The organism is Paenibacillus albidus (assembly GCF_014644435.1).
Classification (GTDB): domain Bacteria; phylum Bacillota; class Bacilli; order Paenibacillales; family Paenibacillaceae; genus Paenibacillus_AQ; species Paenibacillus_AQ albidus.
This window is the reverse complement of record NZ_BMKR01000007.1, coordinates 46,052-70,853: the sequence shown is the minus strand read 5'-3', so window position 1 is coordinate 70,853 and position 24,802 is coordinate 46,052. Positions and strand designations below refer to the sequence as shown.

The window sequence follows — 24,802 nt, the reverse complement described above, 5'->3', positions numbered from 1 at the left end:
GGGGGAAGCATGGCTGATCGTGAAGAGAATGCAGTAACAGCAGATCCGGATTACATGGGCTTTATTCACAGCGTCAAGCAAAGTACAGGCATCGATCTCGCTCAATACAAGGAAGCGCAGATGAAACGGCGTTTGACCACATTGCGGATGAAGAACGGATATCATAGCTTCAGTGAATTTTTTGCGGCGATGATGAAGGACAAGGCTTTATTTTATGAATTTTTGGACCGGATGACGATTAATGTATCCGAATTCTGGCGCAATCCGAACCGGTGGGAAGTGCTGCGGGATGTCATTCTCCCGGATTTGCAGCGTTCCGGCCGCAGACTCAAGCTTTGGAGTGCCGCTTGTTCCACCGGTGAGGAGCCCTATACACTGGCTATGATTCTGGCGGACAAGGACATTCTGGCACAAACGGGCATACTGGCTACCGATATTGACGACGGAGCTTTGGCCAAAGCAAAGCAGGGGCTTTATTTGGAGCGTTCGCTTAAGGATGTGCCACGCGATGTAGCTGCTCGTTACTTCACTCCGGAGGGTCCGGTATTCAAGGTGAGCGAATCGCTGAAGAAGAATATCGATTTCCGCAAGCAGAATCTGCTGCTGGACAAGTTCGACGAGGGCTTCGATCTGATTATTTGCCGCAATGTGATGATCTATTTCACGGAAGAAGCAAAGAATAAGCTCTATCACAAGTTCTCGGCCAGCCTGCGTCCAGGCGGTTATTTGTTCGTCGGAAGCACCGAGCAGATTTTCACCCCGGCACAGTATGGCTTCGAGTCCACAGAAACCTTCTTTTACCGTAAGAAATAATCGGCTGCTGTCCGCCGCCAGCGGTCGGCGCCTGCTACATCATGGAAGAGAGCAGCGAAGGCTCAAGCAGTGCCGTTTATACCCGCGAGGGTATGGGCGGCACTTTTTATATCCGGGGAACAACGGGCTGCGAAGGCTGATCCCTTTCTTGTCAAAGCGGATGGCCTATACTATAATGAGCAAAGACATTTAACATTTTAGCGGTTTACAGTTTAAAAGTGTGAAGGGGGAACGCAGCATGAGTTTACGCTATTTAACAGCGGGGGAAACGCACGGCCCCCAGCTTACGGCCATTATTGAAGGATTGCCCAGCAATTTGACGCTTGATTTTGAGGAATTGAATTTTCAACTGCACCGGCGGCAAAAGGGGTACGGCCGCGGACGCCGCATGCAAATTGAGAAAGACACGGCACAGATTGTCGGCGGGGTACGGCATGGCTCTACTACAGGGGCTCCCGTGGCCCTGGTCGTTGAGAACAAGGACTGGACCCACTGGAAGAATATTATGAATATAGAGCCTATTCCCGGCAGCGACGAAGAGAAACGCCGGGTGAACCGGCCGCGTCCCGGCCATGCGGATCTGAATGGCGGACTGAAATATAACCTTACCGACCTTCGCAATGTGCTCGAACGTTCCAGTGCACGCGAAACGGCGGCCAGAGTCGCTGTCGGTGCTGTAGCCAGACAATTGCTCGCAGCCTTTGGTGTCAAGATTGCGGGACAAGTGATTCGCATCGGCGAGATTGAAGCACCGGCCAATAATCTGCCGATAGATGAGCTGATAGAGCTGACGGAGCAATCCTCTGTACGGGTCGTCGATAAAGAAACCGAACAAAAGATGGAGTCTTATATAGACAAAATCAAGGAAGAAGGCGACTCGATCGGCGGGATTGTGGAATGTATCGTTGAAGGCCTGCCGATCGGACTCGGCAGCCACGTACAAGCGGACCGTAAGCTGGACAGCGCCATTGCGGGTGCGGTAATGTCGATCAATGCCTTCAAGGGCGTGGAGATCGGAATTGGCTTTGAAGCCGGCAAGCTGCGTGGTTCACAGGTGCATGACGAGATTATGTACGATGCGGCGCGGGGCTACTACCGGGCGAGCAACCGTCTGGGCGGTTTTGAAGGCGGAATGACCAACGGAATGCCGGTTGTGGTGCGCGGGGTGATGAAACCAATCCCGACACTGTACAAACCGCTGCAAAGTGTGGATATCGATACCAAAGAAGCTTTCACAGCGCAAGTGGAGCGTTCCGATGCTTGTGCCGTTCCGGCAGCGTGTGTTGTGCTGGAGAATGTGGTGGCCTGGGAACTGGCCAAAGCTTTCCTTGATAAATTTGGCGGGGATTCCCTGGAGGAAATCAAAGCCAATTACGACAGCTACCAGTCTCAGCTGGAGAGCTACTAATGATTAGGACTATTCAAGTGGAGCTGGGTGAGCGCTCCTACCCTATTTTTATCGGCAGCGGCCTCTTAAGCCAGATTGGCGACCGGTGTGTTGAGGCCGGATTCCCTGTCCGCAGTCCGCTGCTGGTAGTTACTGACAGTGAAGTCGCCCCGCGTTATTTGCCGGCTCTGGAAGAGAACCTGCGCAGCAAGGGGTATACCGTGGCAAGCCATGTCATACCGGCAGGAGAAGCGTCCAAATCCCTGCAGGTCTATGAAGAGGTGATGACAACGGCCATTTCCGCCGGTCTGGACCGCAGCTCAGCCGTATTGGCCATGGGCGGGGGTGTAGTCGGTGATCTGGCAGGATTTGTTGCCGCCACTTATATGAGAGGGATAGGCTTCCTGCAGCTTCCGACAACCATTTTGGCTCATGACAGCAGTGTCGGTGGCAAGGTTGCCGTGAATCATCCCCTCGCCAAGAATATGATCGGCGCATTCTATCAGCCATCGCTGGTTCTGTATGATCTGGACACACTGGCAACGCTGCCGGCGCGTCAGATCTCTTCCGGGCTGGCCGAAGTGGTGAAACACGGCCTGATTCTGGACAAAGAATTTGCCTGCTGGTGCCGGGAGCACGCCGGCGAGCTGCTTGCGCTTGATGCAGAAGCGCTGGGTTATGCACTGGAACGCGGCTGTGCGATCAAAGCCGACGTAGTGGGCAATGATGAACGGGAGCAAGGTCAACGGGCCATTCTGAACCTGGGCCATACGATAGGGCATGCGATTGAAGCCGTTGGCGGATACGGTGTGTTCCTGCATGGTGAAGCCATCGCTATCGGAATGGCAGGCTCAGCACTTCTGGCAGCGAAGCTTGGCCGGGACACCGCCATTTATGAGGATACGGTCTCCATGCTCTCGGCACTTGGCTTGCCTACCCGGCTGCCTGCCGAATACGGGGAAGATGAGCTGATCGAAGCCATGATGCATGACAAGAAGTTCAAGGAAGGCAAGATGACCTTTATCGTACCTGACGCCATCGGTGCTGTAAGTATTGTAGGCAATGTGGAAGAGTCGCTGGTGCGTGAGGTTATCGCGCAGCTCAAGAAGGAGGGAAGCCCGTGGTAAACCGGGGAATTCGGGGGGCTACAACTGTCACCCAGAATGAGGAAACGGAAATTTTGCGCGAAACGGTTGTGCTCCTGCAGGAAATTGTCGAGCGCAATGACGTCATCGCTGAAGATATTTGCAGCGTATGGATAACCATGACTGAGGATCTGGATGCCACGTTTCCGGCACGGGCGATCCGTGAGATTGAGGGCTGGGATTTGGTGCCGCTGATGTGCTCCGTAGAGATTCCTGTCAAAGGGAGCCTGCCGAAGTGTATTCGTCTGATGGTGCAGGTGAATACGGACAAGTCGCAGCGCGATATCCGTCATGTCTATTTGAACGAGGCGCAAAGGCTGCGGCCTGATTTGGCCCAAAGCAAGTCATAAATTAGCGGACCGGGGTTGCCATTGACCCGAATCATCATGTATAGTGTAGTTAGCCGAGAGAAGAAGAGTTTAGTTTAGCTGAGTTGAGTATAGCAGAGCAGAGTGCAGTATAGCAGGTTAGGCAAGGATCGTGAGTGCAGTTTCTTTTAGCGTGTGCTGGAGTGTATTTGTGCTACCGGTGCAGCTTTCAAGGGAGAATTCTGTACAGTTCAGCGATAGATGCCGACCCCATGCTCTTTTTCGTATACTTACTTACAACAACCTCTACTTCGGTGGAGGTTTTTTTGTTTTTCATGAACCGGCTCATAAATATTAAGGGAGGTACCCCCAATGACGAATCCGAGTGTAGAACAAGTAGTGTCGCTGTCGCGGGACTATAACCTGATTCCTGTGGTAAAACGGCTGCTCGCCGACATGGAGACACCTATCCGTATTTTCCAGCGCTTCGCGGAGCGCGATCATGCCTTTTTACTCGAAAGTGTAGAAGGCGGAATTCAATGGGCGCGATATTCTTTTATCGGCAGTGACCCCTTTCTGAAGATATCCGGCAAAAAAGGCGCAATCTATGTGGAAGTCGGCGGCAAGAAGAAACAGCTGCAAGGCAAACCCATTGAGGAGCTCAAGGCGCTGCTCCGTTCCTATCGCAGTCCCAAGCTGGAGGAAATGCCGCCTTTTACAGGGGGAGCGATTGGATTCTTCGGGTATGATCTGCTGCAATATTACGAGAAGCTGCCGGCTCATGCCCACGATGATCTGAATATGGATGATATCCGCTTCATGTTCTGTGACCGCATTATTGTGTTTGATCATGTGAAGCAGCAGATTCTCCTGGTCGGCAACCTGCATGTGCAGGACGGGGAGACGGATTCCGAGATCCGTGCCAATTATGAGGAATTGAGCCAGAAGCTTGAGGACATGGCCGAGGAACTGCAAAAGGAAGGCCCGAAGGAGAACGTCAACCGCCGCAGCATCCCGCAGGACATTGAGCTTGGGGAGATACACTCCAATCTGACCAAAGAGCAATACATCAGCAATGTGGAGCAGGCCAAGGAATACATCCGGGCCGGGGATATTTTTCAGGTGGTGCTGTCACAGCGCATGCATATCAATACGGAGGTCTCTCCGCTGCATGTATACCGGCTGCTCCGTACGCTGAATCCTTCACCCTATATGTATTATCTCAAAATGGATGAGGAAATCATCGTCGGCACCTCGCCGGAGGCGCTGGTGAAGGTCGACGGCAACCGGGTCGAGACGCGGCCAATCGCCGGAACACGCCCAAGAGGCGAGAATGAGGCTTTGGACAGAGCCTTGGCTGCTGAACTGCTGGAGGATGAAAAAGAACGTGCCGAGCATCTCATGCTCGTCGATCTCGGGCGCAATGACCTCGGCCGTGTCTCCAAGTTCGGGACGGTGAAATGCGACTCTTTTATGGAGATTGAGCGGTACTCCCATGTCATGCACATGGTGTCCAATGTATCGGGTACTCTGAGTGAGGACAAAGATTTTTTTGATGCCTTTCTCTCCTGTCTCCCGGCAGGGACCGTCTCCGGCGCACCGAAGCTGCGGGCAATGGAGATTATCGCCGAATTGGAGCGGGAAGCCAGAGGGGCTTACGCAGGGGCAATCGGGTATCTTGGCTTCTCGGGGAATATGGATTCCTGCATCACTATCCGCACCATCATTTTCCGCAAAGGCCGGGCCTTTGTGCAGGCTGGCGCAGGCATTGTCTGGGATTCGGTTCCCGAGAAGGAATATGAAGAAACCGTCAACAAAGCCAAGGGCATGCTGAAGGCTATCCGGATGGCGGAAGCAATGTTCCCGCCGGTGGTGAAGGAGAAACAGAGCATCAATCAGGACTATATGTACGAATACACTCCCTAAGCAGGGGGCTGCCTATAAATAAAGGTTCATCACCTTTGAAAGCTGTGTCACACTAACTTTTGGGAGGACGAGGAAGATGGAGGCAACGAAGCTGATTCAAGCAGGAATCGCCAATTTGATTGAAGGACGCAATCTTACCCGCAGCCAGGCGAAAGAGATTATGGGCACAATTATGGAAGGCGAAGCCTCCCAGGCCCAAATTGGCTCCTTGCTGACCGCGTTGCGCATCAAGGGGGAGACCGTGGAGGAAATCACCGGATTCGCAGAAGCGATGCGCGGATTCGGGACCACGGTAACGACAGAACGTGCGCGCCTGCTGGATACCTGCGGCACGGGCGGTTCCGGCATCCATAAGTTCAATATCTCCACAGCCTCCGCGATCATTTCCTCGGCGGCTTCTGTACGGGTCGCCAAACATGGCAACCGCTCGGCTTCGGGCCGGGCGGGCAGTGCCGATGTGCTGGAAGCGCTTGGTGTCAACATTCATCTGAGTGCGGAGCAGGCCCGGCAGTGCCTGGACAGCATCGGCATCTGCTTCCTGTTCGCGCAGATCTATCATCCCTCCATGCGCCATGCGGCAGCACCCCGCCGCGAGCTGGGTGTACGTACGGTATTCAATATGCTGGGTCCCTTGACCAATCCTGCGGGAGCGGACCGTCAGCTCCTGGGCATCTATGACCGCAATATGACGGAGACAGTCGCAACGGTATTGGGCGAGCTGGGTTCCAAACGGGCTATGGTAGTGAGCAGCCTGGACGGTCTGGATGAGATCAGCATTTCTGCTCCTACCCAGGTCTCGGAACTGAAGGATGGAAAGGTTAGAACTTATGAGCTCACCCCGCAGGAGCTGGGGTTGACTATGCATCCGCTGGAATCCGTGCTGGGCGGCGATGCTTCGGAGAACGCCAGAATCATAACTTCGGTTCTGGAAGGAGCCATAACACCTTACAGGGACATTGTGCTGGCCAATGCAGGCGCCTGCATTTATGTTGCCGGATTGACAGACACGCTGGCCGAAGGCGTCGAACAGGCCAGAACGGTAGTGGACTCGGGCAAGGCCTTAGCCAAGCTGGGCCAGCTTAAAGCGATGACGGAGGAGCTTAACTATGTATCTTGATCAAATCGTAGCCACCAAAATAAAAGAGGTAGAGGCCTTAAGCCGGACATGGTCGCTGGCGGAGGCGGAACGCGGGATTGCAGCATTGCCGGCAACCCGGGGTTTCCGGGCGGCCTTGATGAACCGGAACCGGGAGATGGGACTGATCGCGGAAGTGAAGAAGGCATCACCTTCCAAAGGGCTGATCCGGCCCGACTTCGATCCGGTGTCGATTGCCCGCGGGTATGAAGCGGCAGGTGCGGATTGCCTGTCCGTGCTGACAGATAAAGATTATTTTCAAGGCGACGGCGCTTATCTCCGTCTTATAAGGGAAGCTGTAGCTCTTCCACTGCTGCGCAAGGATTTCATTATTGATGAGAAGCAGATTTATGAAGCCCGGCTGCTCGGCGCGGATGCCGTACTGCTGATTGCGGCTATTCTGACACCGGTGCAGCTGGCATCCTTCACGGATACGGCGGGGAAGCTGGGGCTGGATGTCCTGATTGAAGTGCATGACCGGGAGGAGCTTACAGTGGTGCTGGGTACAGGGAAGGCTGCTGCCCCGCATGTGCTGCTCGGGGTGAATAACCGTAATCTGCGTACCTTCGAGACGGCGCTGTCTACTACTGCGGAGCTGGCAGAGCTGCTGCCGGAAGGCATTCCGCTCATCAGTGAAAGCGGAATTGCAGGTCCCGAAGATATTACTTATCTGAAGACAACAGGGGCACACGGCGTTCTTGTCGGCGAATATCTGATGCGGCAGCAGGACGTCGAGGCTGCTGTCCATACCTTGCTGGGCCCTCTGCCTGAAGGAAAGGATCGTGCCTTGCATGGCTGAGACAATGGTAAAAATCTGTGGACTTCAGGACGTTGAAGTGCTAAAATCTATGATACACTTACCGGTCGATTATATCGGCTTTGTTTTTGCACCAAGCCGCAGGAAGGTATCCCCCGCTCAAGCGGCCGAATTGATCGCCGAGCTGGGAAACTGGGAGACAGGCGGAATTCCGCAGGCCGCGGGCGTGTTTGTCAATCCGGGGCTGAAGGAGCTGGGAGAACTGCTCTCCATCGCTGCGCTGGATGTCATTCAGCTGCACGGGCAGGAGAGCCCGGAGTTCTGCCGGGAGGTCAAGTTGGCTTTTCCAGAAGCCAAGGTCTGGAAAGCTCTCTCCGTCTCGGATCAAGCCCATGCTGAATCAGGCGGCGGATATGCACATATGGAAAGCTACGCGGGTGCGGTCGATGCACTGCTGCTGGATACTTACGATACCCATCAGAGCGGCGGTTCCGGCCGCACGTTCGCCTGGGAGACCATACCGGCATACCGCCAGGTGGCGGCTAGGCATGGATTGCCTTTATTTATCGCCGGCGGCCTGCACCCCGGCAATGTGGGTGAACTGCTGGCGGGCTACGCCCCGGATGGCGTGGATGTATCCAGCGGAGTGGAAAGCGGCGGCATCAAGGATATTGCCAAAATGACAGCTTTTGTGGGAAGGGTGAAGCAATCATGATACAAGTACCGGACCAGCATGGACGTTTCGGTTCTTTTGGAGGCCGCTTCGTGCCTGAAACGTTGATGAATGCACTGATTGGGCTGGAGGAGGCCTACCGCACCTTTTCGGCAGACCCGGCTTTTCAGGAAGAAATAGATTATTTGCTGAAGCAGTATTCCGGACGGGAGACCCCGCTGTATTATGCGGAGCGCTTAAGCAAGCACTTGGGAGAAGCCAAGGTGTATCTCAAGCGTGAAGATCTGAACCATACCGGTGCGCATAAGATCAACAATGCCATTGGACAGGGAATCCTCGCCAAAAAAATGGGCAAAACCAAGGTGATCGCCGAAACGGGAGCCGGCCAGCATGGTGTAGCTACGGCAACAGTGGCGGCGCTGCTAGGCATGGAGTGCAAGGTGTTCATGGGTGAAGAAGATACACGCCGCCAGGCGCTGAATGTCTTTCGGATGAAGCTGCTGGGTGCCGAGGTGATTCCGGTTACCTCCGGCTCGCGTACCCTCAAGGATGCCGGAAACGAAGCGCTGCGCTATTGGGTCAGCAATGTCGATGACACCTTTTATATCCTGGGTTCGGCAGTTGGTCCGCATCCTTATCCGATGATGGTCCGCAACTTCCAGCGGATTATCGGCGACGAGACCCGGCGCCAGATTCTGGAGGCTGAGGGCCGGCTGCCGGATCTGCTGGTGGCGGCTGTCGGCGGCGGCAGCAATGCCATCGGGATGTTCTATCCGTTCATGGAGGATGAAAGTGTAGGCATGATCGGTGTGGAGGCAGCGGGCAAAGGGGTGGACACTCCTTTTCATGCCGCAACGATGAGCAAGGGGACCCATGGGGTATTCCAGGGCTCTATGAGCTATTTGCTGCAGGACGAATACGGACAGGTTACGGAGGCCCATTCCATTTCGGCAGGATTGGATTATCCCGGCGTAGGCCCTGAGCACTCTTATCTTAAGGATATTGAACGCGCTAAATATGTGCCAATCACCGATGCAGAAGCACTGGACGCGCTGAAACTGCTCTGTGTCACTGAAGGTATCATCCCTGCACTCGAGTCGGCCCATGCCATAGCCCAGGTAGTGAAAATCGCTCCGGCCCTCTCAAAAGATGATATTATCGTTATTTGTCTGTCCGGCCGCGGAGATAAAGACGTGGAATCGATCATGGCCTACACGCAAGGGGAGGGAAACCAATGACGACAGAAACGACGAACCGGATGGATCTGATGTTCCGCAAGCTTAAGTCCGAAGGACGGGCGGCCCTGATTCCGTTCCTTACGGTGGGAGACCCTGATCTGAATACTACGCTTGATATTATCAGGGAGCTGGAAGCGGCTGGAGCCGATATTCTGGAGCTGGGCGTTCCGTATTCCGATCCGCTGGCGGATGGACCCGTGATTCAGCGGGCTTCTTCCCGGGCGCTGCGCGGGAAGGTCCATCTGCGCACCTGTATGGAAACGGCCCTTAAGGCCCGGCAAGCAGGCAGCAGCCTGCCGTTTATTCTGTTCACTTATTATAATCCGGTGATGCAGATGGGACTGGACACTTTTTTTGCTGAGCTGGATAAGCATGAAATCAGCGGCCTGATCATCCCCGACCTTCCTGTCGAAGAATCGGAGGATATGCGCCGCCGCAGCAGCGCTGCCGGCATCAATCTGATTCCGCTGGTTGCTCCAACCTCCAGCGAACGCATCGCCAAAATTGTCTCTGGGGCAAGCGGGTTCGTCTATTGCGTCTCTTCGCTTGGCGTGACCGGAGAAAGATCCTCTTTTCATACCGGCATTGATGCCTTTCTGGAGTCCGTGCGTGAAGCCACCGACCTTCCCATCGCTGTCGGATTCGGGATCTCAACCGGAGAGCAGGTTGCAAGGTTCGCCCGGATTTGTGACGGGGTTGTAGTCGGCAGTGCCATTGTCCGCAAGGTCGAGGATGTGATTCCACTGCTGGAGCAACCTGCGACGCGTGCGGAGGGCCTGTTGCAAATTCGTGAATTTGTGGCACAATTAAGACCATAACAGTCTGACAGCAGACTCGTATTATATCGATGGAGAGCGAGGGCGGTTCATGAATCCGAAACCGAATATAGTAGACCTTCCTGTCTACAAGCCAGGTAAGCCTATAGAAGAAGTGAAGAAGGAACTGGGATTGGAAGAGGTTATTAAGCTGGCTTCCAATGAGAACCCGTATGGTGCTTCCCCGAGTGCCAAAGCCGCTATTGTTGCGGAACTTGAGAATTTATCCTTGTACCCCGACGGTGCCGCCGCTGAGTTGACGTCTGCACTCGCGAGCCATCTTGGGGTGAAGAGCGAGAATATTATTTTTGGCTGTGGTTCGGACGAGATTATTGCCCTGATTACCCGTGCTTTCTTCCTGCCGGGTGACGAGACCATTATGGCTGACCAAACGTTCTCCGTCTACAAAAGCAACGCCGATATCGAAAGTGCTGTATCCATAGAGGTGCCGCTTGTGGAGGGAACGCATGATCTGGACGGGATGCTGGCCCGGATTACGGACCGGACCAAAGTGATCTGGATTTGCAATCCGAACAACCCGACCGGGACGATTGTGCCTGAGCAGGCTCTGATTACTTTCCTGGATTCGGTGCCGGCGAATGTAATGGTCGTGCTGGATGAAGCTTACTGCGAATATGTAACGGATCTGACTTATTCGGATGGCATCAAGTTGCTTGAGCGTTACCCGAACCTGGTTGTTCTGCGCACCTTCTCCAAAATATACGGTTTGGCTGCCTTGCGCATCGGTTATGGCGTAGCCAGTCCGCAGATTATCACTCTGATCAATCAGGTGCGCGAGCCGTTTAATACCTCCCGGCTGGCCCAGGCCGCGGCACTGGCTGCGCTTAAGGATCAGGCCTATGTGCAGGAATGCCGCAGACTCAACAGCGCGGGTATTGTTCAGCTGCAGGATGAATTCAAACGGCTGGGATTAAAGTCTTTTCCGGCACACGGCAATTTCATTATGGTCGATGTGCGCAAGCCGGGAACCGAGGTCTTCGATGCCTTGCTCCGCAAAGGGGTTATAGTCAGAGCAGGACACCGCTTGTATCCTACTTATATCCGTGTCACGGTAGGTTCGGCAGAGCAGAACCGTGCGTTTGTAGCCGCTCTGGAGCAGACACTTGCCGAACAGGGAGTTAAGGCATAACGCAAGCAGACCAGACGAAATTAGAGAAGGCAGGTAGTTCAAAGAACATGACGACAAAAATAGCAATCTTCGGTGTCGGTCTGATCGGAGGCTCACTGGCCCTTTGCTTCAAAGGCAAGGAGGGCCTGACCGTCGTTGGCCATGCCCACCGTCCTGAATCCGCAAGAAAATATGTCAGCAGAGGGGTGGTCGACAGCGCCACGCTTTCTGTGGAGGAAGCGGCCCTGGATGCTGATTATATTTTTCTGTGTGTGCCTGTAGGCATGCTCGAAGATTACCTTCAGCAGCTTAGCAAGCTTCCGCTGAAGCCCGGCTGCATCATTACGGATGTTGGCAGCACCAAGGCCAGTATTGCGGCCTGTGCGCTAGCCTTGGAGCTGCCAGGTGTACACTTCATCGGCGGCCATCCAATGGCGGGCTCAGAGCGCTCGGGTGTAGAGGCAGCCTCCTCGCTGTTGTTTGAGAACGCTTATTACGTCCTGACGCCTCCACCAGGGGTGCCGGAGGATGCTTATCAGGCGCTGGAGTCTTTGCTCCTACATACAAAAGCGCAGATGGTCAGGCTGGACCCTGAGCGTCACGACGAGATCGTCGGGGCGATCAGCCATTTGCCGCATATCATCGCCGTCGCGCTGGTGAACCAGATTCGTGCCTATGATGACACGGACTCTTTGTACAGCACACTTGCGGCTGGAGGTTTCCGGGATATCACCCGGATTGCTTCGAGTGATCCTATCATTTGGCGGGACATCCTGCTCAACAACAAGGCGGTAATGCTGCGTCTTCTGCGGGACTGGAATGATGAGGTCTCGGCTTTTATCCAGATGCTGGAGCGTGCGGACGGCGAGGGGATTGAGCAGGCTTTTCACGAAGCCAACGATTTCCGCAGCCAGCTGCCGGAACGGCGCAAAGGGATGATTACGCCGTTGTTCGACCTGCATATTGATGTTCCGGATCATCCGGGGATTATCGGAAGAATCGCTACTGAGCTTGGGGATCAGGGCATCAACCTCAGCAATGTGCAGATTATTGAGAGCCGTGAGGATGTGCCGGGCATTATGCGCCTCTCCTTCCGCCAGGAGAACGATATGGAGCGGGCCAAAATCCTGCTGCAGAAGAACGATTACACAGTGTTTGTCTAAAAATACTTGAGGAGCCGGGCAGATGCCCGGCTTCTTTTTGTGTGCGCCTGGTTAGCAGGAGGGGGGAGCTTTAAGGGCGGAGTTAGCGGGGAGGAGCGTGTGTAAGGCAAAAATGCCTCCCAATGCATGCGAAAGGTCTGCACGTGGCGGAGAGAAGGCAAAAATGCCTCCCAATGCGTGCGATTAGCTAGCATGCTGTTTCTATTTGCATTAGCCGGGTACAAAGAAATAAGGACCCGCGCCTTTATCGGCGACAGAGCCCAGAAGTCTAAAGTCATGCTTAGAGGCACACTTAGAGGTATGCCAAAAAATAGACAAAAAAAGACCGCTTACATAATAAGCGGTTACAGTTCACAATTACTTGGAACCGTGTAGTATTTGGATAGGAGTGGAGAGAAACCATACTGTACTTTTATTATATGTATACGTTTTCATTTTGTCAACACCTATTTCAAAGTGATTCTGCAGCTTATTGAGGTTTGTTGAATAAATCGAGCAGGGGCAAGGGGTTGGCGGTCTTGGCGAATGTCGTGTTCTGCCGGCGAGTGAACCGATTAAGGCTCTATTAATGTCATCCTATGCGGATCTGTGCTACAATAGAAAAGCTATATTTATAGTTTTATATTTTTTGAGAAGAATTGAGCACTTTTAAGTTGCTAATATTGGTATGGCTGCCCAGATATGTTTATGGGCGCATTTGGCGTCTGTTATAAAGGCATGCGTTAATTTCAGGGTTTGTGAATATACATAGAAAGTATTTCGTAATTGCATACCAATTTGCAGTATCACCGCAACTTTTCAAGACCTGCCCGGTAATAATAAGTACGGACCGGACGGGAAAAGACGTGCAAGGGCGAGGAGGGCCGAACTCACCATGACGGATTCCCAATTGATCCAGCAAATTAAGCAAGGCAACACTGAATTATACTCAGAACTAATGCGGCGTTATCAGCGTAAAATATTGGCTTTTGTATACCATATGCTCAAGAACTCCCATATGGAGCTGATTGCAGAGGATCTCTGTTCAGAGACGTTCTACAAGGCGTTCCGGAGTCTGCATTCCTTCCGTGAAGTAGATGCCTCGTTCTCAACGTGGCTGTATACAATAGCACGCAACACTGTGCTCAGCGAGCTCCGCAAGAACCGTGCCGGCAATGTGTCCCTGGAAGAAAGCGGCTACACCCCCGTGGCTCCGCTTGAAGTTGCCCCGGAGCAGGTGGCTCTTCGCAAGGAACGGATGAATCTGGTCCGCGAAGCCATTAATAATCTTCCGGAGAAACAGCGCTCCGCGCTGATTTTGCGTGAATACGATCAAATGGATTACCAGGAAATTGCCTTGATCTTGGACCAGAGTGTCAGCTCCGTGAAGTCATTATTGTTCCGTGCCAGGAGCAGTGTGAAGCTCCAACTCGAATCCTATTTCTATGAGCCTGTAATTGAAGAAGAGCAGGCTGAGAGGGTGTAAGGCCTATGAACTGCAGGGAAGCGCAAGACCTTATTCCGCTCATGTGGGATGCTCCCCCCACCGATCCCAAGCGGATTCTGCTGGAAAGACATATTGCGAATTGTTCTTACTGCGCCGCCCAATGGGAACAGTGGGAAGAAAGCGTTTTGTTGATGCAGGAAGTGAAGGTAGAGGTTAGTGAAGAAAGTGCGGAAGCCATAAATGTCAAAGTGATGGAGCGGATTTATTTGGAGAGCCCTTGGCTGATGCCGGGCGACGGTAAATCTGCTGGAACGCCTGCCGTTTTTCGGCGCCGGATCAGTTTGTGGATTGCCTGCTTCCTGGCTGTTTTTATCTCCAGCTTCCTTTATTTTACGATGGTCAAGACCCCTTCCAACACTACTGTAGCGCAAAGCGGCATAGTAGAAACCGGGGTAGCCGGCGTATCGCTGTGGCAGTCCTCTTACCCGGCATCTCTCTCCGAGGGTGGAGGTATTGTGGAGCCGCTTGTAGTGAGCATGGGACCTGCCCATCCGCAATATTGGATGATGTTGTCCTTTCTCGGCATTGGCCTGTCGGTGATCACTTTAACCCGCTTGAACCGGTACCGTCGACAATAGGAGCTCCTTTACTTTACGTAAAGAGGGCTTCTTTTGGTATTTACCGCCGAAAAGAAGACATTTGATTTCATTCATGTTACATTAAGAAACAAATATCAAAAACCAATATCAAGAAGGAAGGTGGGGACGACCATGCTAATCGGCTTGATAAGGCACGGCCTGACGGATTGGAATGCCGCCGGCCGGATCCAGGGGCAAAGCGATATTCCGCTGAATGAAGAAGGCCGTCAGCAGGCACGAATGCTGGGGGACCGGCTGCTGCAGGAAACCTACCACTGGGATTATTGCATTACCAGCAGCTTGTCCCGGGCAGCAGAGACCGGACAGATTATCGCCGGTAAGCTGGGTATCCCGCTGCTAGAGCCGGACGACCGTATCCGTGAACGGGCTTACGGGCAGGTAGAGGGCCTTACAGCAGCGGAGCGTGAGCAGAAGTGGGGCAAGGATTGGAATCTGCTGTCCCTGGGGCAGGAAACTGATGAACTGCTTCAAGCGCGCGCCCTTGCGTTCATGGAGGATCTTTCACTCGCCCATCCAGACCGGAATGTTCTGGTGGTATCCCATGGCGGATTTCTGGCCCAATTGTACATTGCTTTATATAAGGACAAGTATTCCGAACGTATTGGCAACCTTTCGTTGACGATTTTGGAGAAAAAAGAACAGGAATGGAACCCGCTTCTTTACAACTGCACCCGGCATATTCTGCAAAATCAGCATTGACCCGATCCCTCGGGTTATTTTTTTTGCTCAAAAGGGAATAAAAAGGGGAAGTTTTCCCATAATGGTAGTAAAACGACGAGGCGATAACAATGAATCTGGCGGATATGCTCACGTATGCCGATATTGGTCAGCTGACCGCCATTGCGGGACGTTACCAGTGTGAATGCAAGCAGAACTCCAAGCATGATTTGATCCAAAGCATATTGATCCGGCTTGGAAGCAGAAGTTTTATGGAGGCTCATATCCGGGAATGTGCTCCGGAGGATTTGCGGTTTCTGAACATGCTGTTGTTTGATGAACGCAGTTACTTCAGTCTGGAAGATTTGCTGGCTGCGGCAAGACAGGCATCCTTTGATGCCCCGCCCGGCAAGACCGGCGGCTATCGCGAAATGGTCTCCCGGTTCAAAAGCGGAGGCTGGCTCTTCAGCGGCGCTTCCCAGCAGACCCGATATTTATTCCAGGTGCCCAAGGATTTAAAGGAGCGCTTCCGGGAAAGAATGGGTGAATATATCCAAGGCCGTATACTCCCCGGAGCCGAACCTGCGGTATACCGCAATGAAGGCGAAATGCTGCAGACGGATCTGCTTCTCTTCCTGAAATTTGTGGGCGACAACGAACCGGAGCTGAATCAGGAAGGGGCCTTGTATAAGCGTTATCAGCAGGGGCTTATGAATGCGCTCCAGATCCCGGAACCGCTTCTCACCAAAGGAGGCTGGAGATTCGGATATGGAAGAGCCTACGAACACTATCCTCCAAGGCTTGCGCTGATGTACGATTACGCCCGGCATCGCCGCTGGATTTCAGAAGAAGGTTACCTTTTGAAGCTGACAAAGGCGGGAGAGGGTGTGCTGGATGAAGGAAAAGGAGAGAGCCTGATGCAGTTATTCTCCTTTTGGTTAAGACTGTATAAAGGGGCTATTCCAAATCTTCCATCACTGGTGTACTGGATCAGTTCAGGCGCAAGGGAATGGGTGACCGTATCTTCTTTATTCGACGGGGTGGGGTGGCTGATCAAACCTTTTTACTATGATGAGGCTTCATCTATTCTGGAACAGCGTATTTTACGGATGATGCTGCACCTGGGTATGATCCGCGTGGGGGAGACCCCGGAAGGGCCAGTGGTGATGATGACATCGTGGGGAAGCAAGACTGCAGTTCCAAAGCATTTCTTGCAATAAGGGGGGAATCATGCTAATCGCTTATGGGGACTACATACCGCGGCTCGCAGACAACGTATACGTCGCGGATGGGGCGAAGCTTGTGGGAGATGTAAGAGTGGGCAGAAACTCAGGTATTTGGTTCAATGCTGTGCTCCGGGGAGACCTGGCCCCTGTGATTGTCGGTGAACGCTGCAATATTCAGGATGGTGCCATAGGGCATGTGGCGGAGGGTTTGCCGCTGGTGCTTGGGGACGATATCTCGGTGGGACATGGGGCAATTATACACGGCTGCAGGTTAGGCAAGGGCACATTAATTGGAATGGGTGCAATTGTACTGAACGGAGCAGAGATTGGTGAATATGCTTTAATAGGAGCAGGATCTCTTGTAACCGAAAACAAAATCATTCCGCCGTTCACACTTTCCATGGGTTCGCCGGCCAAAGTGGTCCGTGAGTTAAATGAGCAGGATTTGCTCCGAATGGCCCGGACGGCTGAAAGTTATGTGAATAAGGCGAAGGAATACGGGATCTCTTAAACAGCGGAGGTGTATCGAATGGACAAAATGAAGGCTACCTATGAAGTGATGCTGGGGCTTGCGGCAGAAATGGTGTGGGACGAAGCGCTGCGGAAGCGACGCACTGACATCTTGTACCGGGAGATCGACACGGCGCTGGCTGCCGGAGATGAAACTGCCTTCCGGAATCTGACAGAGGAACTGAAAAGCCTGGCATAGAAATGCGCCTAGCGCATTTCTTTTTTTGCGGGCCAAAAGCTTGATCCCACTAGCAACTCTCTTTTAATAGTTTAATAACATTAGTTATTTTGGGGTGCGGACAGTAGACGTTCATTGCAATGCTTCAATATAATAGGGACACAGTATGGCATATAGTAGAGAAGGGGAGAGGGAAAGATATGAAATTCAGTGATTTTGACTTTAAGGATTGGGAAAAAAACAGGGAGTTCTTTGATACCTGTCTGCTGCCCTTTACAGGGCTAAGCGCTTTGGAGAGCCCGCCGGAGGCAGCGGGGGCACTGGAGAGACTGCGTGATTTCATGGATTTGGTGGAGGTGCCATTCCAGGGCCGTGTCGTAACCTATCCGGCTCTGCAGTACATGGGAGAAGAATATATTGGCTTGATCAATGAGCTTTGCCGCAAAGTCAAATCCAGTGGTTTCCAGTATGCTATCGTGCTCTCAGCAGATATCAGCCTCTCCGGGAGAGAGATTGTTGAAAGCGATTTAGTGCTGTCCCTGCCTAATATTGTCGTGCCCAGCCATCAAAGAATCAATTCCGTTATCAGCGGTAAAATTCAAGAAATGTGGCAGACAGTAAAAGAATGAAATTGTGACGAAAAATCAACAATTTAGCTTCTACTAAGGCTTCTGGCCTGTCACAAATTAGACAATATTCTTGACGGGTTTTGGAGCCTAAGCTATTATTAGGTTGAACTTATATGACATGTGACATTCATCATTGAAAACGGATTAATTTATGTTTGGCAACATCTCTGATCGGACACCGTCAGGTGCTTTTCAACTACTTTGAGAAGGGGGTTATATACAGTATGAGCAGCCATAATGAGCAGCAGGAGACCTGGCCCGAACAACGACCCGGCCGTAAAGAGATGTCGCGCAGGCAGTTCTTGACGTACACGCTTGGCGGCGCCACAGCATTTATGGGTGCCGGGGCTATCCTGCCGATGGTACGGTTTGCGGTAGACCCGATACTACATAAGAAGGGCGAGGGTGATTTTATCAAGGTGGCGGAGGTTGCCAAAATCACGGACCAGCCGCAAGAATTCACGTTTGAGCTGAAACAGCAGGACGGATGGTACGCGAGTACGGCTTCACTCATCGCGTGGATCCGCAAAGACGAAAGCGGAGAAATTTATGCGCTTTCACCCATTTGCAAACATCTGGGCTGTACGGTGGGATGGAACAGCAACAAGGACCATCCGGACGAATATCATTGTCCCTGCCACGGTGCGCGTTATACGAAGCTGGGCAAGAATCTTTCCGTAGCGCCGAAACCGCTTGACCAGTACAAGACCAAAATTGAAAACGGATGGGTGTATCTGGGAGACATCACACCTAATACCGAAGCCAACAAGGAGGCGTAGATTCTGATGTTTAAAAATGTCTATAACTGGATTGACGAACGTCTGGACATTACGCCGATCTGGAGAGACGTGGCTGATCATGAAGTTCCCGAGCATGTCAATCCCGCGCATCACTTTTCCGCCTTTGTTTATTGTTTTGGCGGCCTGACCTTTTTTATTACCGTCATCCAAATTTTATCGGGAATGTTCTTGACCATGTATTATGTTCCGGATATTATCAACGCTTACGCGAGCGTGGAATATTTGCAGACAAAGGTTGCTTTTGGACAAATTGTCCGCGGGATGCATCACTGGGGTGCCAGTCTGGTTATCGTCATGATGTTTCTTCATACCATGCGGGTATTTTTCACCGGGTCCTACAAGGCTCCCCGGGAAATGAACTGGGTGGTCGGCATGCTGATCTTTTTCGTCATGCTCGGCCTGGGTCTAACCGGGTACCTGCTGCCTTGGGATAACAAAGCCTATTTTGCCACCAAGGTTACACTGGAGATTGCGAACTCGGTTCCGGTCATGGGGCCGGTGCTTAAGGAGCTGATGCAAGGCGGGACTATTGTTGGCGCTGAAACGCTGACCCGGTTTTTTGCCCTGCATGTATTCTTCCTCCCGGCGGTACTGCTTATTCTGCTCGTAGGACACTTTATTATGATCCGCAGACAGGGTATTTCCGGTCCGCTGTAAGTCAACTTAAGTCAGAGAGGAGGAGTATGGATGGCACACGGAAAAGGAGACAACTCCAAAGAAAAAGTCGTATTTGTCGGGGATTCGCGGGTACGCAGAGGCAATGGTTTTATCACGCCTCCGGATTATACGGCCTACCCTGGCAAATCCGAAGCATTTATCCCTAACTTTTTGTTAAAAGAATGGATGGTCGGTGTAGTAGTGCTGGTGGGCATACTGGTGCTGACGATTTCAGAGCCTGCTCCGCTGGGTTTCCCGGCAAATGCGGCCGCGACCGTTATACCGATGCCGGACTGGTATTTCCTGTTCCTGTATCAATACCTGAAGCTTCCTTATGCTTCCGGAGATTATATTGTACTGGGGACTCTCGGGGTAACCGGGGTAGCCTTCGGGGCGCTGCTTCTGGCTCCATTCTTAGACACGGGCAGAGAACGGCGCTTTTACCGCAGACCGATCGCTTCTTCTCTAATGTTTCTGTCCCTGGCGGCTATAATGTATTTAACGAATACCGCCTGGACCGAATACAAACATGAGATGGCCGAAACGGGACAAATTCCCGAAGATGTGCAGCGTGAAGAAAAGGCGGCAGAGAACAGAGCCAAAGGGCTGCCGACGACGAGCGCCGTGCAGACCAAGGATATAGCCATCGTGGATAAGGATGACCCTGCAATGGCTTTGTTCAAGCAGGCTACCTGTGTAAGCTGTCACGCTACCGATCTTAAGGGAGCGGCGGGTCCTTCCCTCCGGGGGATCGGGGATACGCTGGACAAGAATGCAATCCTTACTATTATAAATGAAGGCACGGGGCAGATGCCTCCGATGCATGACGCTGCTATGGGGGCAGGTCTCACCGAACAGGATATTGACGATCTGGCCGGCTGGCTTGCCAAACAAAAAAGCGAACAGTAAAATAAAAAGTACGCGAACCTGATCGTCTATGCGGTCAGGTTTTTGTATGTTACAACGATCAAGCTGGCCTAATCGGGAGGGTATAAAGTCTGTATGACGGAACATAGGTTGAAAAGATTGTTTAAACACCGGGGAATCATCTGGCTGTTGTTTATTGTGAATCTTCTCGGTACAGTATACGGGTACATATGGTATGGCAATCAACTGGAGTACACTGCCGCGAATTATCCGCTCTGGCTGCTTCCATTTGTCCCGGACAGCCCGACGGCGAGTCTGTTCTTCACGGCGGCATTACTGCTGATGTTATATCCGCCCAAAGGGTTGGCCTTTGGGATCATCCGTGAATTAATCGAAGCGCTTGCGGTTGTAACTTCGGTGAAATATGGAATCTGGGCGGTGGGGATCATCTTTGCCGGAGGATATCAAGGAGATGTGCTGGGCTGGAAAGATTGGATGCTTGTCATTTCCCATACAGGAATGGCGGTGGAGGTGCTGCTCTATGCCGGTCTTTTCTCCTACCGGAAAATGATTCCGCTCGCCCTGATCTGGACACTGTGGAATGACACGGTGGATTATTCTTACGGCATCTATCCCTGGCTGCCGGCAGAGCTGAGCAATCATGTGACTAAGGTTCAATACTTCACCTTTGGTCTGACCTTTGCAAGCGTCGCTGCCGCTTGGCTGTTCACGGGGAGAAAGAGACGTTTATAGTTGAGGCCAGGGCCTTCAGAATGGCTCTGATGAACTGTTCTATCCCTTGTCCTCCGCCCATACATTTAGGGTAGGAGGGATGTCTCATGCCGCGGATAGGTTATGTGTTTATGGTTCTGCTGCTGGGCTGGCTGCTGGCCGGCACGGCCGGGGCTGCAGTGTCGGCTGCCGAGGGTGCTGCTTCCGGCAGTTCCGGTCAGCCAGCGTCCCCGGGCAGTGCTGAGGCCCCTGACCAAGGGGCAGTGGTGCTCGGCGGCAAAAGCGGAGCGCAGCAGCTGGAACAGTCGGCTGAAGATTTATATGGCTATGTACTGGAAGGAAATGTGGCAAAGGTCCGGCAAGCTACGGATGAAGTTTCGCGAATTTTTGTGTCTTCTTCGTTTGAGGGGTTAACGTCGGTGGAAGGCATCAATGCACTTTCGAGCGTGATTATGGATGTGAAGACGGCGGTATCTGCAGTACAGTCCTCACCGGAGCGCTGGGAAGCCGCAGCGGCGAAGCTGAGGCTGGCGGCTAACAGCCTGAACCACCCCCGGCAGCCGATGTGGCTTCAATACTATAAGCTGATCCGTGAAGATCTGAATGCGATGGAGCAAAGCGCTTCGGCCAATGACCTGAAGGGCTGGCAGACGGCACTCAGCCGACTGGACAGCAGGTACAATACGATTCGTCCCGCTGTGATTATTTCCCGGCAGCCGGATGTAGTGAATGTTTTTGATTCCTGGTTGTCTCATGCAGCCGGAATTCCGAAATCTTCACAGCCCAGCGAACGCGCTAAGCTGCTGGAAATGGTCTCCTACGGTCAGGAGGCCGCCCGGGTGATGTTCGGCAAAGAAAAGGATGAGCCTGCCTTGACCACACCGCTGGCACCTGAGGGCTACAGCGGCTGGGGGATGCTGGCTGCGGCATTTATTCTCGTAGCACTCGGTTATGCCGGGTACCGCAAGTATCGCGGTGACAGCAAGGAATGGAAGGCAGTATAGACGGGGAGTGCCCACCGTGTGAAATCCGGCAGGTGCTTTGGGCTAACGAAGGTTTCCACAAGCCGTGGCAGCGATTCTCCGGTTATTTGGAGAATCGCTGTTTTACTGTTTGGCCATGGGGGCAGCCTGTTAGAAATAAGGTGTGCCCCTCAGCTTTCCCGGAAACCTTCGCCCTGAACATCGTGGACATCGTTGATGATGATAAATGCCCTCGGGTCGACTGATTTGACCAGCAGGCTCAGCCGGCGGATTTCCTGGCGGGAGACCACACAGTAGACCATGTATTTGGACTGTTTGGAATAGGCTCCGATAGCGGGAATAAGGGTGACCCCGCGTTCCAGTTCCTCGCCGATCAGATCGGCGATCTTGGGGGCTTCATCACTGATAATGGTGAAGGCTTTGGCTGCATACACGCCTTCCTGGATGAAGTCAATGACCCGTGAGGAAATGAAGACGGCTACCAGTGTATATAAGATTTTTTCCCTTGGGATATAAAACAGGGAAGCGCCGATAATGAGAATATCGATGGCCAGAATCACCTGGCCCATACTCCAGCCAAAGCTGCGGCCGCAAATTCTGGCGACAATATCGACACCGCCTGTCGTGCCCCCAAAGCGGAACACGATGCCCAGGCCCGCGCCTAGCGTAACGCCTGCATATAATGAAGCAAGAATGAAATCATGCTCTGTTGTAAACGGTACAATCCAGCCTGCCGCTATCATTCGTTCAAAGATCCAGAGGAAAAGGGATAAGGATCCGATTCCGACGCCGGTGTAGGCGATTTGCCGTGCACCGAGGATTTTCCAGCCCAGCAGGAACAGCGGTAGATTAAGCAGCAGGGTTGTCAGGAAGATCGGAATGCTGAAAGCATAATTCAGCAGGAGGGTAATTCCGGTAACCCCGCCTTCCATGAGCTGGTTGGGGATAATGAAATAGAGCAGCCCGAAGGCATACACTGCCGTGCCCAGCATAATGGGTGCTACGGTCTTGCTAATGGCAAACAATTTGGATGAATTCATGTAATCCCCCGTTTTCATTATACTGGCTTATCGCGCCCAGCAGGTTATCTGCGGCTTCAGCTTTAGTATCCCTTTTTTGCATCATTTCATAAAAAAACGAAAAAAGATTTGTCTTCAAAACGTCTTTACGATAACATAGGGGCAAACAGAAGGCAAGATGATTCAAGGGGGCGAATTGGAAAAATATGAATAAAAGTCTCGGTGACATCCAGCGTGAAGTAGATGCTTATATATCGCAGTTTAAGGAAGGTTACTTCAGTCCGTTGTCCATGCTGGCCCGGATGTCCGAGGAAGTAGGCGAGCTGGCGAGAGAAGTGAATCATCAGTTCGGCGAGAAACCGAAGAAGTTGGATGAGGCCGAGAACTCCATAGAACTGGAGCTGGGCGACATTCTGTTTATCACCGTCTGCTTCGCCAACTCGCTTGACATTGATCTGCAGGAAGCACACGATAAAGTCATGCACAAGTTCAACACCCGGGATGCCGGGCGCTGGACGAAGATTAACACCGATTAGGCATTGATATCATATGCTGTACCAAACGAACGGCTACAGCCGTGAGGGTGGTGTTCATATGAGTCCGAATGATTATGTTAGAGAGGCTTACCGGTGTATTCTGCGCAGTGATTTTGCCGAGGCGATCACTTGTTTTGAGGCGGCCATAGCGGCAAGTCCGGGCGATGCCGAGGTCAGGTACCGCTGCTCCATCACTTATGCCAGGAACGGTATGCTTGAAAAAGCGATCGAGCACGCACTTGCCGCCGTAGGGCTGGACCCAGACAAACCGGAGTATCTGCTGCATCTGCAGCATTTGCAGGCGCTGGTGCTTGTGCAGCAGGCCAAGCGCCTGCTGGAGGTCGAGGACGGAGCTGCGCAGAATCCCTATCACCCCATAACCTTGTTACAGGAAGCGATCACTCTCGATCCATTATATGGTGACGCATATGTGTGGCTGGCCATCGCGCACAGCCGAATGAATGAACATTTACAGGCCATCGCTGCCTTAAAAGAGGTAATTTCCTTGCATCCGGATGATGCCGGACTGCGGCAATTGATGAAGGACCTTCAAAAATCATTGCAAACGTATATGCAATAATCATGGAACCAGTGAAAGCGAGGATGAATCTATATGAACAACAAGATCAGGGTTATTGTAGCCGGTGCAGGCGGAAGAATGGGCAAGGAAGTATTGAAGCTGGTGCTTGAGGATGAGGAATTGGTGCTGGCGGCAGCCATTGACCGTTCGGCAAAGGAGACGGATGCAGGCCGCTTAGTCGGCCTGCAGGATTCCGGTGTCATTGTTTCGTCCGATCTGGAGGCTGCTCTGGCAGCCGGGAATGCGGATGTAATGGTTGATTTTACTACGCCGCAATTTGCCTACGCACACACCGCACTGGCCATCAAATACGGGGTGCGTCCGGTCATTGGCACTACAGGTTTCACTCCGGAGCAGATTACGGAGCTGGACAAGCAGTGCCAGGATCAGGGGATTGGCGGCCTGATTGCGCCCAATTTCTCCATCGGAGCCATTCTTATGATGAAATTCGCCGCTCAGGCCTCGAAGTATTTCCCTCATTTGGAGATTATCGAATATCATGGCGACCAGAAGCTGGATGCCCCATCGGGTACGGCGATCAAAACGGCGGAGATGATCTCGGAGGTCCGCGAAGAGCTCCGTCAAGGCAATCCCAAGGAGGAAGAAACTATCGAAGGGTCGCGCGGGGGATATTATAACGGCTTCCGGATTCACAGCGTCCGTCTTCCGGGGGTATTTGCCCAGGAGGAAGTCATCTTTGGCGGGTATGGACAGTCGCTCAAAATCCGTCATGATTCCTATGAAAGAGCCGGATATATGCCGGGAGTCAAGCTGGGTGTGCAAAAGGTCATGGAATATACCGGTTTAATATATGGTTTTGAGCATTTTATAGAGTAGACGGGAGAGGGACACCT

Annotated in this window: 28 protein-coding genes; 27 read left to right on the top strand and 1 reads right to left on the bottom strand. The window is 52.6% G+C overall.

Translation table 11 applies throughout. From position 1 onward, the window contains the following. The first annotated feature begins 9 nt into the window (after positions 1-9). The 24 genes from IEY53_RS10000 to IEY53_RS09885 all read left to right on the top strand — a co-directional run bounded on the left by IEY53_RS10000 (position 10) and on the right by IEY53_RS09885 (position 21,834). Positions 10-813 carry a CheR family methyltransferase gene (locus IEY53_RS10000; RefSeq protein ID WP_308424216.1) on the top strand — a complete coding sequence of 268 codons (804 nt, stop codon included), beginning with the start codon at positions 10-12 and terminating at the stop codon, positions 811-813. 238 nt (positions 814-1,051) lie between these two features. Beyond that, positions 1,052-2,221 (top strand): chorismate synthase, encoded by a 1,170-nt coding sequence (aroC, locus tag IEY53_RS09995; protein WP_189024480.1) that lies wholly within the window; start codon positions 1,052-1,054, stop codon positions 2,219-2,221. A gap of 2 nt (positions 2,222-2,223) precedes the next feature. Continuing rightward, a complete protein-coding gene (aroB, locus tag IEY53_RS09990) occupies positions 2,224-3,327 on the top strand; it encodes a 3-dehydroquinate synthase (protein WP_189024857.1) in 1,104 nt (367 codons plus the stop codon). After that, positions 3,321-3,695, top strand: coding sequence for a chorismate mutase (gene aroH / locus IEY53_RS09985; RefSeq protein WP_189024471.1), 375 nt, complete (start codon positions 3,321-3,323; stop codon positions 3,693-3,695). The genes aroB and aroH overlap by 7 nt, the downstream gene beginning before the upstream one ends. Before the next feature lie 330 nt (positions 3,696-4,025). Beyond that, positions 4,026-5,579 (top strand): anthranilate synthase component I, encoded by a 1,554-nt coding sequence (trpE, locus tag IEY53_RS09980; RefSeq protein ID WP_189024469.1) that lies wholly within the window; start codon positions 4,026-4,028, stop codon positions 5,577-5,579. A 76-nt stretch (positions 5,580-5,655) separates the two neighbouring features. Further along, the gene (gene trpD / locus IEY53_RS09975) at positions 5,656-6,696 is read left to right on the top strand and encodes an anthranilate phosphoribosyltransferase (RefSeq protein ID WP_189024467.1); all 1,041 of its coding nucleotides are present in this window, start codon (positions 5,656-5,658) and stop codon (positions 6,694-6,696) included. Further along, on the top strand, positions 6,686-7,513 hold the full coding sequence (gene trpC, locus IEY53_RS09970) for an indole-3-glycerol phosphate synthase TrpC (RefSeq protein ID WP_189024465.1): 828 nt from the start codon (positions 6,686-6,688) through the stop codon (positions 7,511-7,513). The genes trpD and trpC overlap by 11 nt, the downstream gene beginning before the upstream one ends. Next, complete coding sequence (locus IEY53_RS09965) at positions 7,506-8,186, top strand: phosphoribosylanthranilate isomerase (RefSeq protein ID WP_189024463.1); 681 nt, start codon at positions 7,506-7,508, stop codon at positions 8,184-8,186. The genes trpC and IEY53_RS09965 overlap by 8 nt, the downstream gene beginning before the upstream one ends. Next, a complete protein-coding gene (trpB, locus tag IEY53_RS09960; protein ID WP_189024461.1) occupies positions 8,183-9,382 on the top strand; it encodes a tryptophan synthase subunit beta in 1,200 nt (399 codons plus the stop codon). The genes IEY53_RS09965 and trpB overlap by 4 nt, the downstream gene beginning before the upstream one ends. Continuing rightward, entirely contained in the window at positions 9,379-10,200 is an 822-nt protein-coding gene (gene trpA / locus IEY53_RS09955) for a tryptophan synthase subunit alpha (protein ID WP_189024459.1), read from the top strand. The genes trpB and trpA overlap by 4 nt, the downstream gene beginning before the upstream one ends. A gap of 49 nt (positions 10,201-10,249) precedes the next feature. After that, on the top strand, positions 10,250-11,347 hold the full coding sequence (gene hisC / locus IEY53_RS09950; RefSeq protein ID WP_189024457.1) for a histidinol-phosphate transaminase: 1,098 nt from the start codon (positions 10,250-10,252) through the stop codon (positions 11,345-11,347). 47 nt (positions 11,348-11,394) lie between these two features. Then, positions 11,395-12,489, top strand: a complete 1,095-nt coding sequence (locus tag IEY53_RS09945) for a prephenate dehydrogenase (RefSeq protein ID WP_189024455.1) — start codon at positions 11,395-11,397, stop codon at positions 12,487-12,489. Positions 12,490-13,363: 874 nt separating this feature from the next. Continuing rightward, on the top strand, positions 13,364-13,954 hold the full coding sequence (locus tag IEY53_RS09940) for an RNA polymerase sigma factor (RefSeq protein ID WP_189024453.1): 591 nt from the start codon (positions 13,364-13,366) through the stop codon (positions 13,952-13,954). Positions 13,955-13,959: 5 nt separating this feature from the next. After that, positions 13,960-14,553 (top strand): anti-sigma factor, encoded by a 594-nt coding sequence (locus IEY53_RS09935; protein WP_189024451.1) that lies wholly within the window; start codon positions 13,960-13,962, stop codon positions 14,551-14,553. A 132-nt stretch (positions 14,554-14,685) separates the two neighbouring features. Then, a complete protein-coding gene (locus tag IEY53_RS09930) occupies positions 14,686-15,273 on the top strand; it encodes a histidine phosphatase family protein (protein ID WP_189024449.1) in 588 nt (195 codons plus the stop codon). Between the two features lie 89 nt (positions 15,274-15,362). After that, entirely contained in the window at positions 15,363-16,451 is a 1,089-nt protein-coding gene (locus IEY53_RS09925; RefSeq protein ID WP_189024444.1) for a hypothetical protein, read from the top strand. Positions 16,452-16,461: 10 nt separating this feature from the next. Continuing rightward, a complete protein-coding gene (locus IEY53_RS09920; protein ID WP_189024442.1) occupies positions 16,462-16,968 on the top strand; it encodes a gamma carbonic anhydrase family protein in 507 nt (168 codons plus the stop codon). An 18-nt stretch (positions 16,969-16,986) separates the two neighbouring features. Further along, positions 16,987-17,166, top strand: a complete 180-nt coding sequence (locus tag IEY53_RS09915) for an IDEAL domain-containing protein (protein WP_189024441.1) — start codon at positions 16,987-16,989, stop codon at positions 17,164-17,166. Positions 17,167-17,345: 179 nt separating this feature from the next. Then, complete coding sequence (locus IEY53_RS09910) at positions 17,346-17,774, top strand: DUF2487 family protein (protein ID WP_189024439.1); 429 nt, start codon at positions 17,346-17,348, stop codon at positions 17,772-17,774. 224 nt (positions 17,775-17,998) lie between these two features. Continuing rightward, entirely contained in the window at positions 17,999-18,553 is a 555-nt protein-coding gene (locus IEY53_RS09905) for a QcrA and Rieske domain-containing protein (protein WP_189024437.1), read from the top strand. 6 nt (positions 18,554-18,559) lie between these two features. Further along, positions 18,560-19,231, top strand: a complete 672-nt coding sequence (gene qcrB, locus IEY53_RS09900) for a menaquinol-cytochrome c reductase cytochrome b subunit (RefSeq protein WP_020427667.1) — start codon at positions 18,560-18,562, stop codon at positions 19,229-19,231. 30 nt (positions 19,232-19,261) lie between these two features. Next, positions 19,262-20,140: a menaquinol-cytochrome c reductase cytochrome b/c subunit gene (locus tag IEY53_RS09895; protein WP_189024435.1), complete on the top strand. Its 879-nt coding sequence runs from the start codon at positions 19,262-19,264 to the stop codon at positions 20,138-20,140. 93 nt (positions 20,141-20,233) lie between these two features. Beyond that, a complete protein-coding gene (locus IEY53_RS09890; protein WP_189024433.1) occupies positions 20,234-20,851 on the top strand; it encodes a DUF1405 domain-containing protein in 618 nt (205 codons plus the stop codon). Positions 20,852-20,937: 86 nt separating this feature from the next. Then, complete coding sequence (locus tag IEY53_RS09885; protein WP_189024431.1) at positions 20,938-21,834, top strand: sporulation protein YpjB; 897 nt, start codon at positions 20,938-20,940, stop codon at positions 21,832-21,834. 149 nt (positions 21,835-21,983) lie between these two features. Here the strand turns inward: IEY53_RS09885 and IEY53_RS09880 are convergent, their stop codons facing one another. Beyond that, entirely contained in the window at positions 21,984-22,853 is an 870-nt protein-coding gene (locus IEY53_RS09880; protein WP_189024429.1) for a YitT family protein, read from the bottom strand. Positions 22,854-23,038: 185 nt separating this feature from the next. Here IEY53_RS09880 and IEY53_RS09875 point away from each other — a divergent pair, with 185 nt between their 5' ends. Genes IEY53_RS09875 through dapB form a run of 3 tightly spaced genes read left to right on the top strand, consistent with a single transcriptional unit; the run spans position 23,039 to position 24,785 of the window. Next, on the top strand, positions 23,039-23,368 hold the full coding sequence (locus IEY53_RS09875; RefSeq protein ID WP_189024427.1) for a nucleotide pyrophosphohydrolase: 330 nt from the start codon (positions 23,039-23,041) through the stop codon (positions 23,366-23,368). Positions 23,369-23,426: 58 nt separating this feature from the next. After that, the gene (locus IEY53_RS09870; protein ID WP_189024425.1) at positions 23,427-23,948 is read left to right on the top strand and encodes a tetratricopeptide repeat protein; all 522 of its coding nucleotides are present in this window, start codon (positions 23,427-23,429) and stop codon (positions 23,946-23,948) included. A 33-nt stretch (positions 23,949-23,981) separates the two neighbouring features. Then, positions 23,982-24,785 carry a 4-hydroxy-tetrahydrodipicolinate reductase gene (dapB, locus tag IEY53_RS09865; RefSeq protein WP_189024423.1) on the top strand — a complete coding sequence of 268 codons (804 nt, stop codon included), beginning with the start codon at positions 23,982-23,984 and terminating at the stop codon, positions 24,783-24,785. The last annotated feature ends 17 nt before the right edge of the window (positions 24,786-24,802 follow it).

What these genes read in the sequence shown, in the direction of transcription:
- IEY53_RS10000 (WP_308424216.1), top strand. Translation starts at nt 10, where the DNA reads ATGGCTGATCGTGAAGAGAATGCAGTAACAGCAGATCCGGATTACATG.
- aroC (WP_189024480.1), top strand. Translation starts at nt 1,052, where the DNA reads ATGAGTTTACGCTATTTAACAGCGGGGGAAACGCACGGCCCCCAGCTT.
- trpE (WP_189024469.1), top strand. Translation starts at nt 4,026, where the DNA reads ATGACGAATCCGAGTGTAGAACAAGTAGTGTCGCTGTCGCGGGACTAT.
- trpD (WP_189024467.1), top strand. Translation starts at nt 5,656, where the DNA reads ATGGAGGCAACGAAGCTGATTCAAGCAGGAATCGCCAATTTGATTGAA.
- trpC (WP_189024465.1), top strand. Translation starts at nt 6,686, where the DNA reads ATGTATCTTGATCAAATCGTAGCCACCAAAATAAAAGAGGTAGAGGCC.
- IEY53_RS09965 (WP_189024463.1), top strand. Translation starts at nt 7,506, where the DNA reads ATGGCTGAGACAATGGTAAAAATCTGTGGACTTCAGGACGTTGAAGTG.
- trpB (WP_189024461.1), top strand. Translation starts at nt 8,183, where the DNA reads ATGATACAAGTACCGGACCAGCATGGACGTTTCGGTTCTTTTGGAGGC.
- trpA (WP_189024459.1), top strand. Translation starts at nt 9,379, where the DNA reads ATGACGACAGAAACGACGAACCGGATGGATCTGATGTTCCGCAAGCTT.
- hisC (WP_189024457.1), top strand. Translation starts at nt 10,250, where the DNA reads ATGAATCCGAAACCGAATATAGTAGACCTTCCTGTCTACAAGCCAGGT.
- IEY53_RS09945 (WP_189024455.1), top strand. Translation starts at nt 11,395, where the DNA reads ATGACGACAAAAATAGCAATCTTCGGTGTCGGTCTGATCGGAGGCTCA.
- IEY53_RS09940 (WP_189024453.1), top strand. Translation starts at nt 13,364, where the DNA reads ATGACGGATTCCCAATTGATCCAGCAAATTAAGCAAGGCAACACTGAA.
- IEY53_RS09935 (WP_189024451.1), top strand. Translation starts at nt 13,960, where the DNA reads ATGAACTGCAGGGAAGCGCAAGACCTTATTCCGCTCATGTGGGATGCT.
- IEY53_RS09930 (WP_189024449.1), top strand. Translation starts at nt 14,686, where the DNA reads ATGCTAATCGGCTTGATAAGGCACGGCCTGACGGATTGGAATGCCGCC.
- IEY53_RS09925 (WP_189024444.1), top strand. Translation starts at nt 15,363, where the DNA reads ATGAATCTGGCGGATATGCTCACGTATGCCGATATTGGTCAGCTGACC.
- IEY53_RS09920 (WP_189024442.1), top strand. Translation starts at nt 16,462, where the DNA reads ATGCTAATCGCTTATGGGGACTACATACCGCGGCTCGCAGACAACGTA.
- IEY53_RS09915 (WP_189024441.1), top strand. Translation starts at nt 16,987, where the DNA reads ATGGACAAAATGAAGGCTACCTATGAAGTGATGCTGGGGCTTGCGGCA.
- IEY53_RS09910 (WP_189024439.1), top strand. Translation starts at nt 17,346, where the DNA reads ATGAAATTCAGTGATTTTGACTTTAAGGATTGGGAAAAAAACAGGGAG.
- IEY53_RS09905 (WP_189024437.1), top strand. Translation starts at nt 17,999, where the DNA reads ATGAGCAGCCATAATGAGCAGCAGGAGACCTGGCCCGAACAACGACCC.
- qcrB (WP_020427667.1), top strand. Translation starts at nt 18,560, where the DNA reads ATGTTTAAAAATGTCTATAACTGGATTGACGAACGTCTGGACATTACG.
- IEY53_RS09895 (WP_189024435.1), top strand. Translation starts at nt 19,262, where the DNA reads ATGGCACACGGAAAAGGAGACAACTCCAAAGAAAAAGTCGTATTTGTC.
- IEY53_RS09890 (WP_189024433.1), top strand. Translation starts at nt 20,234, where the DNA reads ATGACGGAACATAGGTTGAAAAGATTGTTTAAACACCGGGGAATCATC.
- IEY53_RS09885 (WP_189024431.1), top strand. Translation starts at nt 20,938, where the DNA reads ATGCCGCGGATAGGTTATGTGTTTATGGTTCTGCTGCTGGGCTGGCTG.
- IEY53_RS09880 (WP_189024429.1), bottom strand. Translation starts at nt 22,853, where the DNA reads ATGAATTCATCCAAATTGTTTGCCATTAGCAAGACCGTAGCACCCATT.
- IEY53_RS09875 (WP_189024427.1), top strand. Translation starts at nt 23,039, where the DNA reads ATGAATAAAAGTCTCGGTGACATCCAGCGTGAAGTAGATGCTTATATA.
- IEY53_RS09870 (WP_189024425.1), top strand. Translation starts at nt 23,427, where the DNA reads ATGAGTCCGAATGATTATGTTAGAGAGGCTTACCGGTGTATTCTGCGC.
- dapB (WP_189024423.1), top strand. Translation starts at nt 23,982, where the DNA reads ATGAACAACAAGATCAGGGTTATTGTAGCCGGTGCAGGCGGAAGAATG.